The sequence below is a fragment of the Pseudomonas sp. C32 genome (assembly GCF_030417915.1).
Lineage (GTDB): Bacteria > Pseudomonadota > Gammaproteobacteria > Pseudomonadales > Pseudomonadaceae > Aquipseudomonas.
The window spans coordinates 99,220-110,065 of sequence record NZ_JAUHUK010000022.1 but is presented as its reverse complement, the minus strand read 5'-3'; the positions used below and the strand labels follow the sequence as shown (position 1 = coordinate 110,065).

The following is a 10,846-nucleotide window of genomic DNA, read 5'->3' as shown; positions in this document are numbered from 1 at the left end:
TTTTTTATGCGCTTTTGCTTAGCGGCGACGGAACAGCGGCAGCGGTTCGTCGGTAGCAGCCTGATAAGTCACCGAGAAGTCCTTCAAACCTTCGAGGGCTTCGTACGGGTCTTTATCCGGGCGAATTGCAAAGGCATCGAAACCGCAGCGATGCAGGTAGAACAGCTGATCGCGCAGTACATCACCAATCGCCCGCAATTCGCCTTTGAAACCGTAACGGTCGCGCAGCAGGCGGGCGTTGGAGTAGTTGCGGCCGTCGGTGAAGGCCGGGAAGTTCAGGGCGATGACCTGGAACTGCGCCACGTCTTCACTGATTTCCTCGGCTTCTTCATCGGCATCCAGCCAGATGCCCAAGCCGCCGTCGCGGGCCAGGAGCATGCGGCTGTGTTCGCGCCACAGCTGCAACGGGACAATGTAGTCGTCGCAGTTGGTGATCTCGTCGATGTTGAAATCCTTCGGCAGCAAGTGCCAGGTTTCGTCGACGACTTCGTTGTTCTTAATGATTCGCTGCATAGACGCGTTCCTTGAAGAGGTCGATGCCAATACGCTGGTAGGTGTCGATGAAACGCTCGTCTTCGGTACGTTGTTCGATGTACACGTCGATGAGTTTTTCGATCACGTCAGGCATGGCTTCCTGGGCAAAGGACGGGCCGAGGATCTTGCCCAGGCTGGCGTCACGGCTGGCGCTGCCGCCGAGGGACACCTGGTAGAACTCTTCGCCTTTCTTGTCCACCCCGAGGATGCCGATGTGGCCGACGTGGTGGTGACCACAGGCGTTCATGCAACCGGAGATGTTCAGGTCCAGCTCACCGATGTCGAACAGGTAATCCAGGTCATCGAAACGACGCTGGATCGATTCGGCGATCGGGATCGACTTGGCGTTCGCCAGGGAGCAGAAGTCACCGCCCGGGCAGCAGATGATGTCGGTCAGCAGGCCGATGTTCGGCGTGGCGAAACCTTGCTCGCGCAACTCGCCCCACAGGGTGAACAGCTTGTCCTGCTCGACGTCGGCCAGAATGATGTTCTGCTCGTGGGACGTGCGCAGCTGACCATAGCTGTAACGGTCGGCCAGATCGGCCACGGCGTCGAGCTGTTTGTCGGTGATGTCGCCCGGTGCAACGCCGGTCGGCTTCAGGGACAGGGTCACGGCGACATAGCCCGGCTTCTTGTGGGCCAGGGTGTTGCGCACGCGCCAGCGGGCGAAGCCCGGGTGCTGTTGGTCGAGCTCGGCCAGGGCGACGGACTGGTTGTCCAACGCCTTGTAGTCCGGGTCGACGAAGTGTTTGGCGACACGCTGCACTTCGGCTTCGGTCAATGTGGTCTGGCCACCGCGAAGGTGCTCCATTTCCGCGTCGACTTTTTGCGCGAAGACTTCAGGCGTCAGCGCTTTCACCAGGATCTTGATCCGCGCCTTGTACTTGTTGTCACGACGGCCATAGCGGTTGTAGACCCGCAGGATGGCGTCGAGGTAGCTCAACAGGTCTTGCCACGGCAGGAACTCATTGATGAACGCGCCTACCACCGGTGTACGGCCCAGGCCACCGCCGACCAGCACACGGAAGCCCAGTTCGCCAGCGGCGTTGTGCACCGGCTCAAGGCCGATGTCGTGGACTTCAATGGCGGCACGGTCGGAGGTCGACCCGTTGACGGCGATCTTGAACTTGCGCGGCAGGTAAGCGAATTCCGGGTGGAACGTGGTCCACTGGCGGACGATCTCGCACCATGGGCGCGGATCGATCAGCTCGTCGGCGGCGACACCGGCGAACTGGTCGGTGGTGACGTTGCGCAGGCAGTTGCCGCTGGTCTGGATCGCGTGCATCTGCACGGTCGCCAGTTCAGCGAGAATGTCCGGAATGTCTTCCACGGCAGGCCAGTTGAACTGCACGTTCTGCCGGGTACTGATGTGGGCGTAGCCCTTGTCGTAGTCGCGGGCGATCCTGGCCATCATTCGCATCTGGCGCGAAGTCAGTTGGCCATAAGGCACGGCGACCCGCAACATCGGGGCGAAACGCTGGATATAGAGGCCATTTTGCAGGCGCAGCGGGCGGAACTCTTCTTCGCTCAGCTCCCCTGCCAGATAGCGTCGGGTCTGATCACGGAACTGCTTGACGCGGTCCTCGATGATCCGCTGATCGTAATCGTCGTATACGTACATATAAGTCCTGTTCTCAGGCTTGGGTCGCTCGGATACAGCTGCGTTTTTGTGCTTGCCGGAGTCCGATAAAACCTCTGCAATTCTGCGCGCACGGCCGCGCACTCCCTACGGAGCCGGGGCAAGATACCAGTTTGCAGTTATGCGTAAAAGTGATGTTTGAGCATATGTAAAGAACCAAATCGCCTAATGAGAACCGTTGTTGCAAAGACCCTGTTTGTGGCGCGGGCAATCGTCGTCTTTACTGTGATCGAGTCTTTATGCAATCACCGATAAAACCGACAAGAGGCGATGCAATGAGCAACCCAACCAAAGCACAGAAAAGCGATAGCTCGGTCGATGCCTGGGCGATTTTGTTTTTGATCATTCTGGTCGTGGGGACGGCGATTTTCTGGGTCAGTCACCAGTAGGCGACCCAATCCGGGCCTTGTTCTGACGGTTGTCAGACAAAAACCGGAAAAGGCGGCGTTGTACCGGAGATTCGCTGGCTATAATGCGCGGCGAATTTCCGGGGGTTGCGTCGACACATGTTGAAGGTTCTGAGGGGCGTATTGCTGGCGTTGGGTCTGATCGGGGGACCTTGCGCGCAAGCGGCGTCGGTGTTGTTCCTGAATCCGGGAACCACTCAAGAAGCGTTCTGGGTCAGTTATTCGCAGTTCATGCAAGCCGCGGCCAAAGACCTTGGGATGGATTTGCGCATCCAGTATGCCGACCGCGTTCCTGAAAACATCATCAAGCAGGCCCGTGAAGCGCTCCAGGGACACAACCGTCCCGACTACCTGGTGTTCGTCAACGAGCAATCTGTGGCGCCCGAAGTCCTGCGTCTGGCGCAAGGCAGCGGCGTAAAGCTGTTTCTGGTCAACAACGCCCTGTCAGCAGATCAGGTGAACCTGCTCAGTGCGCAACCGGACAAATACCCTGATTGGGTGGGAAGCCTGGTGCCCAATGACGAGGAGGGCGGCTATCTGATGCTCAAGGAGCTGATCCGCCAACATCCTCCGGTACCCCCTGGACAGACAATCGAGCTGCTGGCCTTTTCCGGCTTGAAGATCACCCCGTCCGCACAACGGCGAGAAAAGGGCATGCGCCGGGCGCTGGCCGAGCATCCGCAAGTCCGGCTCCGGCAGTTGGTGTACGGCGGCTGGACGCGTCAACGCGCCTATGAGCAGGCCAGGCTGTTGTTCAAACGCTATCCCCACACTTCACTCGTTTGGGCGGCCAATGACGAGATGGCATTTGGCGTCATGCAGGCCTATGTCGAAACCGGGGGCGTTCCCGGTAACGGTGCACTGTTCGGCGCCTTCAATAACTCACCGGCCGCATTGCAGGCGCTGTTGGACAATCGCCTGAGCGTGTTGCTGGGTGGGCATTTCAGCCTCGGTGGCTGGGCGTTGGTGCAGTTGCACGACTATGACGAAGGCGTGGACATCAGCCAGTACGGTGGTCGGGATCGGCAGATTCCGTTGCTACAATTGATTGATCGCAAGCAAGCCAAGCGATTGCTGGCGATGAGCGTTACGCAGGATTTTGGCGTGGACTTTCACAAACTGTCGGCCAAAGGGCGGCCGACGTCCTGGCGCTACCCCTTCACCCTGCAGACCTTGATGCACTGAGCCGGATCAGACACCTGCCAGGTGCAGCACCAGCTTCACGATGCCGAACAGCGTCAACGCGAACACCGCCGTGAACACTATCCCCAACACCACAAAATGACTGGGTTTGCCGTGGGTGAAATCCCGGGCACGGTTTTTCCCGCTTTGTACCCCGAACGCCGCCGCCACGACGCTGTGCAGCATTTGCCAGAAGGTCGGCGGCTTGTTGTCGGCCGGATCGTCCATAAATTCCTCGCCTGAAAATAGCTCACCCAAGCATAGTCAATCCGGCGGTTCGCGCCTTGGTTCGCCTGCAATTGAAACTGTCGACATCAGTTGTTGCCATCGCGATAACTATGTACCGCAGGGAAACAGTCCTGAACTGGTGTCCTGATGCTCCATTTATCAGGAGCGAGCCCATGTCCACGTCCCCCCCGACTTCGTCGACCGAGGCGAATCAAAAAACACCATTGCATAAAACGTCGGCTGCCGGAAAAAGCAGCATCCACGCTGCGTTTCTTGAGCAAACGTCTCCCGACTGGCTGATCAATGCGACACCCGCAAGGCGGGCAGAGCTGAAAGCAGCCCCCGCTCACCTGCCGCACTGGTATCAGGAGGCGTCGGTTGAACAAAAACAAATTCTGCAGGAAAGCTTCGCTGCCCGCTTCAAGGCACAAACCCGTCTGGATAAAACCATGTCGGCACTGCTTGACGTTGAAATATTCGCTGCCCGGCTGTTGGTGAAAGCGCTGAAGGAGCAGTTCGCAGTTGAGGTCGATGTCAACAAAACGCTGGTATGCCTGAAGCGGCCGCTCGAAATCAGCGTACTTGAAATAGAGGTCGCAACATTCGAAGTGTTGAAGCTCTCTTTGCTGCAGGCGGCGCTCCATAACTTCGAGGCGTCGGAGTGCGAGCACGGGGCTTTTCACGAGGAGTCGAGTTTTATCGTAGAAACAACAACCCCGGACACCTTTCAAGTGGTCGATCTCAACATCACGATCAGGCAGTTCCTGTCCCTGTGTCGCACGTTGGATATCGGCGCGCAATATCAGGTCTATGTAAAGGCGTTCTTCCATCCTTCGGATGCCGATAAGGAAGCGACGCTCCGCCAGCAGTTTATTGCCAGTCAGAAGGCCGCACTTTTGTCCGCGGCCGCGGTGGCGTTGTTGAGGGTGGACATCGAACCAAATGATTACGAGATGATCCGTTCGCTCGTCGACGGCGAGATGGACCTTCGACTGGGCGGCAAGCAGGTATGGTTTTGTGATTTAGCCCTGATGAAGCGCAGGATGATTGGCTGCGCAGTGTTCCTTATCTCTGAAAAGTACCGCTACGGCACCGACGTCATTATTTATATTCCTGACGATCCTGTGCACCCGCTCAAGCGATACCCGTTGAAGCAGATGAAAGCAGAACTCGAACGACGGTTCACTGCCCGGGATGCACAACCGTCCAAAGACGATGGCCCGACAAAATATCAGCGATTTTTCAGTCAGTTCGTAGCGTATTCCGATCGACCGTATTACGTCAGCCAGTTCACCAAAGTGGCTGCAGATTCTCCCACCGATTTCGTGCATTCCACCGGGTTTACGATTCTTCGCAATCTTGCGCCACTCTCGCCCTTCTTGTTCATGAACGAGCTTCCTCCCGAGCGTCAGGTCAAGCGAGTGAGGGTTGAAAATCCCTATCTCGACCCTTCATGCCGGGTGCGCAAAGGTGACGGTTTGTGGTCTCTGAATACGGACTTCTGGACTTACCTCTTCGAACAGCACCGCGATAGGGTTATCGCCGACGCCCGTAGTCAGGCTGTCCCCACCGATGACGTCGATGCCAGAGTGCGGGCAGAAAGACTCAACCACTTGCTGGAAATCGGCATGCTGGGATTGAACCTCGTCTCAATGTTCGTGCCCGTACTCGGTGAGGTCATGATGATGGTGATGGTCGACCAACTCCTGTATGAGACGTTTGAAGGTGTGATCGAGTGGAGTGAAGGGGACCGCACCGCCGCCAAGGCGCATCTGATCGATGTCGCGGAAAACCTCGCATTCATTGCCGTCATGGCCGGTGCCGGTAAAGGACTGGCCAGACTGACTGCCGTGGCGCCGGAGCCTGTGGTCGAGGGGCTGGAGCAAATTCAGGGGGGCGATGGCAAAAAACGTCTATGGAAACCAGACTTGAGTGCCTATGAGCAACAGATTGTGCTCGATGGCAACGCGGGTCCGGATGCATTGGGGCAGTATTCGCTCAACGGTAAAAGCTACATTCGGCAGGCGGGCAAGGTTTATGAAACGAGGTTTGATCCATCGCTGAAAAAGTGGCGTATCAAACATCCGGCCGACACCAGCCTTTGGCAACCGATACTCGAGCACAACGGCCACGGCGCCTGGCGTCATACGCTGGAGCGCCCGCTCGAGTGGGATCGTCTGACACTGTTGCGGCGCATTGGCCACACGACAGAATGCTTTGCCGACAAGCAGTTGCTCAAGATCGCGCAGGCCAATGGCATCGGCGACGATGCCCTGCGCAAGATGCACATGGACCATCTTCCTCCACCTCCCGATTTGATGGATGCATTGAGCTTGTCCGATCCCGATCCGCAGGTGATCGGTTTGGAGCAAGGCCCTGTCGCGATGCTGCGCCGTGTTTGTCCGGGGCTCGGTGAGTCCGCTGCAAAGCGGGTGTTGATGGACGCCGATGCCGAAGAGCTCACGCGGTTTCAAACCACCCGACGAGTGCCACTGAGAATGTTGGAAGAGGCGCGCTGGTATGCGCAGCAAGGACGGGTGAGCCGCGCCTTTGTCGATCTGAATCTCGGGGAAATAATCACTGCGGACAGTCAGTCGCTGGCATTGCATTCGCTGGAAAAATTACCGGGCTGGTCCAATGACGTACGACTGGAAATCCGCGAGGGCCACGTCGACGGTCCACTGATCGATGGCATCGGCGGGGAAACAGCTGTAACCCGTAAATATCTGGTGAAAAACGGCCCGGGCTTCCAGGCTTTTGACGAGCGGGGTGAGGCACTCAACAGCGTGCCGCGGGACGGCAACAACTTCTTCGCCTCGATCATGCACGCCTTGCCCGATGAGGCTCGGCAGGCTTTAGGCGTCCCGCATACGTGGCAAAGTGGTGATTTGCAAAAGGCAATGACCGATTGCGCCAGTGAGCACCGCGCGGAGTTGGCACAACGGCTGGAACAGCGAAAGGGCAACCCTCGCAGGTTCAAGCCGCCCGTGCGTGTGAGGGAGCGTGTCATGGGCTACTACGCCAGCGGACGTGGGCAAGGCGTGAATCCTTCACTGGTTTCGCGGGTCCAGGTTATCTATCCAGCGCTCACTGACGCCCAGGCCAATGGATTTATCCTGGAGCAACTGCGGGCAGGAAAAACCGACCCGCAGATTTATGGTCTGCTGCAGGCGCGTTTGCGTGAATGGGAATTGCTGGAGTCGACACTCGACCAATGGGCCGGCGTAGCGTCGCCGGACACTGCCCTGCAATCAATGCTCGGAGGAAGGTCCTATGTCGCGCGAGCCATCAAACAATCCTGGCGCAACTCGCCACTGGCCGACTCACAGTTCATGAACAGTGCCCTCGATCTGACCTGTGATGATCCGCTTCCTGCGCTATCGGCAGATTTTTCCCATGTGCGTCACCTACAAATTCGCGGGCAATGCATCAATGACAGCAATGCCAATGCGCTTTTGCATAGCTTTCCTGGTTTGACGAGCCTGAGAATAACCGCGACCGACTATGAGTTCACCAATGTGCCCGAGGCGCTTGTCAGACTGGAAAATCTCAAAAGCTTGAGTCTGTACTCGGCGTCGCCTTTTGCAGCGGACATGCCGTCGAGGTTGAACGCACTGACCCGACTGGAGGCGTTGAGTGTCAGTGCGCCAATTTGGGGGCCAGAGGCATGGGACTTCAGTCGTTTGCGTCATCTGCGCCAGCTTCATCTCGGGGCTCCCTTGTTAGTGGAATGGCCTGCCGGGATACTTGAGCTGCCAAACCTTGAGCGCCTGAATCTCCGAGAGACCTCAATTCGAGCGCTTCCCGACGCCATCTATGAGGGGCATGAAAAACTGTGGTCGGGATTGTCGCTGGACTGGTCGAAAATCCCTCGCGAACACTTCAAGCCGGCTTACGAGTATGTCAAGAACCACCCGGATCACCTTGTCGATGTCGAGGAAATGGTCAGGGGATATTGCAAGACGCAAGTCAGACGCCTGGCGCAGGGGATGAATGAGCCGGTCGAGGGTTTGTTCAATCAGTTCGCCGCACAATGGCTGGGAGAACAGGCAAGGTTTCAGGCAGTGGAGGCGTTAAGCGAGGAGTACAGCGTTCTCGACCGAAGTCTCAAGCGCTGGTCCCATCGTCTGTCTAACGACGGAGCACCCATGCCAACCCATGAGGCGGTGGGACGAAGCATGGCTGACATGTCCATCAGGGCCTGCTGGCGCAATGGCACATTTAAACGCTATGGCGCAATGGCCGATGCTTCGAGGCTCGATTTGTCAAATATGGGGCTGAGCGAGCTTCCAGATCTGCCGCAGGGTGTGTTCCCGCATGTAAAAACGCTGGATTTGAGAGGGATGAAAGCGCCTGTGGAGCAAGTCCGCCATTTTGTTCGAGCGTTTAGCGAGGTTGAAAAACTCGACCTCAGTGCTAACCAATTGACGGACCTGCCTATCGTACCGGGCGACTTTGCAAAACTGACGAATCTGGACCTCTCCAGTAACCAGATCGCGGTAGACACAGCCGTGCAACAACGTTTTGATGGCCTTCAAACGCTTGAATATCTGAACTTGCGCAACAACCCGCTGGACGCGTTGGACGTGTCCGCGATGACGCAGCTCAAAGCCCTGAGCCTTGAGAGTACGGGGCTGCTCGACTGGCCGATTGGGGTTCAGGACCTGCCGGAATTGACTTGGCTTGATGTGCGCAGCAGCAAAATATCTTCACTGCCCAGCGCGGGCTTGTCCGATGAAATGTTGCTCAAAACCAATCTGGCGAACGCGCCGCTGGATGCGCAAGCCAGGACAGCCCTGAACTCAGCCCGCCAGCGATTCGAGAATGCCAGGGGATTGCCGCTCGGCACGCTGGAACGCTTCGCTCAAAGGGATGCGCTTCCAGGTTTTCCTCCCGTTTTTCCACCGACAGAAAGCGGGCTCACCATCGCACTGGATCTGTTGCCCCTGCCGCAAATACCTGTCGGTGAAGGCGTCGCGAACCTTGCCAAGCGCCTGCAGCGGATAAAACCGGCACTTGCGCAAGATGAGGCCTTGCAATGGGTCGAGCAGGCGCGTGCAAGTGCGGCCACTGACGCGCAGATCAGCGACCAGATAGGCGAATGGGAGCAGTCGTTCGAAACGCTGACACGACAATTGAATGGCTGGCTGTTTACGCGGGAGATCAATGGCCGGCGCTGGAAGATTTCGTCGGCCAATCGCAGGCTGGCTTCGCTACGAATCCTTGATTGTTGGAGCGAAGGACTGATCGGCGATAGGGGTGTTGTAAACCCTGCGTTGAGTCTCGATGGCTTACAACTGGGCGATCTTCCTGAATTGCCTGCGGTGTTCGCCCATGTACAAACGTTGGATTTGACCGGTGCAAGACTCTCTGCGCAAGGCTCCGACGGGTTTCTGAAGGCCTTTGTCGAACTCAAGGCATTGGCGCTCGCTGGCAATGATCTCGAGGCGATGCCCGAAGCGATCAAGAGTATGGCGCGTCTTGAACGGCTTGATCTTTCAGACAATCAATTCGATGACCCCGAGGTTTTGTACGCTTCGCTCAATCGCCTGGAAAACCTGCAATGGTTGAATCTGGGCTACAACAATCTGGGCCATTTCAATGCTGGCACGCTTGCGCGGTTGGAGACGCTGGATATACGAAACAATCAACTGAGCGAGTGGCCGGAAGGAGTGCTCGATAGCGATCGCCTCAGAGTGCTGAATCTGAGTGGCAATGACATCACGACCATTCCTTCGGCCGCCCTGGACGGTACCCATGAGGTGCTGATATCCGGCACAGACTTGAGCGACAACTACAATTTGTCGCGTGAGAGCCTGGAGGAACTCAGGGATTACTGTGAGACGGGTTCGCACGCTACAGCGTTGGGTTTCTCACGCGCTGAACTCGATGAGATGCTCGAGGTCATTTCCAATGACGGTGTCAGTGAAACTGAAAGCATGCAGTCCGACGAAGACCTTGCCGACTCGCAGCCCGATGTCGAACAACTGTCGCCATGGCTGGCGAATGCCTCGAAAGAGGAGATGGCAACGAGAACCGAGACCTGGAATCGACTGCTGGCGGAGCCGGACAATGCCGCTTTCTTCCACCTGCTTGCAGTCTTGCCGGATACTCGTGAATTCAGAGTGGCGAATGCCGATTTGACCCGAAGGGTGTGGGCCGTCATGGAAGCTGCCGAAAGCAACACCGAGCTTCGCACGACGCTGTTCGCCAATGCCGCCACCCACGGTACTTGTGTCGACGGCCGGATTCTCAGTTTCAGTGTCCTGGAAAGCAAAGTATTCCTGCATAACGCGTTGCTCGATCTTCCTGCCGGGCTGGCGGCAAAGGGCCGGGCATTACTGAAACTGTCCAGGCAGATGTTCCGCTTGGACAGGATCGATCTGAAGGCGATAGAAATCGCCAAGAAAACCCACTTCGATCAGGCACAAGTCCGTCTGGGCTACCGAATCGGCCTGACAAGTGGCTGGAGTGACGGCCTGGAGCTACCGGGACAACCCGGCCACATGACCTATGCCTCGGGTGTTACGCCAAAAGACCTGGCTGACGTTCGTCGTGAAGTCATGGATGCCGAACGATCCGACCTGTTTTTTCAGGACCTTATCCAGCGTGACTATTGGGAGGACTATCTAAAGGAAAAGTATCCGGAGGCGTTAAGGGAATTCGATGAGGTGGAGGAGTCGGAGGAGGGTGACTTCAACCTGGAGGAGGCTCAGCATCGGTATAACGAACGTCAGTTCGCGCGCAGCTTGAGGATGATCGACCTGTCTCGGCAGGAGACCGAAGCGATTGAACATCCCAGTGTGATAGCGCCGCAGCCGGGTCCTTCACACAGCTGATTGCTACTGTCGATAAC

5 protein-coding genes are annotated in these 10,846 nt (G+C 57.2%); 2 read left to right on the top strand and 3 right to left on the bottom strand.

What is annotated here, in order from left to right; genetic code table 11:
* Positions 1–18 precede the first annotated feature (18 nt).
* Entirely contained in the window at positions 19–513 is a 495-nt protein-coding gene (locus QYH43_RS22620) for a DUF934 domain-containing protein (RefSeq protein WP_053160900.1), read from the bottom strand.
* Entirely contained in the window at positions 497–2,155 is a 1,659-nt protein-coding gene (locus QYH43_RS22615) for a nitrite/sulfite reductase (RefSeq protein WP_301158161.1), read from the bottom strand. The genes QYH43_RS22620 and QYH43_RS22615 overlap by 17 nt, the downstream gene beginning before the upstream one ends.
* A 524-nt stretch (positions 2,156–2,679) precedes the next feature.
* Here QYH43_RS22615 and QYH43_RS22610 point away from each other — a divergent pair.
* On the top strand, positions 2,680–3,765 hold the full coding sequence (locus QYH43_RS22610; protein ID WP_301158160.1) for an ABC transporter substrate-binding protein: 1,086 nt from the start codon (positions 2,680–2,682) through the stop codon (positions 3,763–3,765).
* Positions 3,766–3,771: 6 nt separating this feature from the next.
* Here the strand turns inward: QYH43_RS22610 and QYH43_RS22605 are convergent, their stop codons facing one another.
* Positions 3,772–3,990, bottom strand: a complete 219-nt coding sequence (locus QYH43_RS22605; protein WP_095058558.1) for a DUF2970 domain-containing protein — start codon at positions 3,988–3,990, stop codon at positions 3,772–3,774.
* 173 nt (positions 3,991–4,163) lie between these two features.
* Here QYH43_RS22605 and QYH43_RS22600 point away from each other — a divergent pair, with 173 nt between their 5' ends.
* The gene (locus QYH43_RS22600) at positions 4,164–10,829 is read left to right on the top strand and encodes an NEL-type E3 ubiquitin ligase domain-containing protein (protein ID WP_301158159.1); all 6,666 of its coding nucleotides are present in this window, start codon (positions 4,164–4,166) and stop codon (positions 10,827–10,829) included.
* The last annotated feature ends 17 nt before the right edge of the window (positions 10,830–10,846 follow it).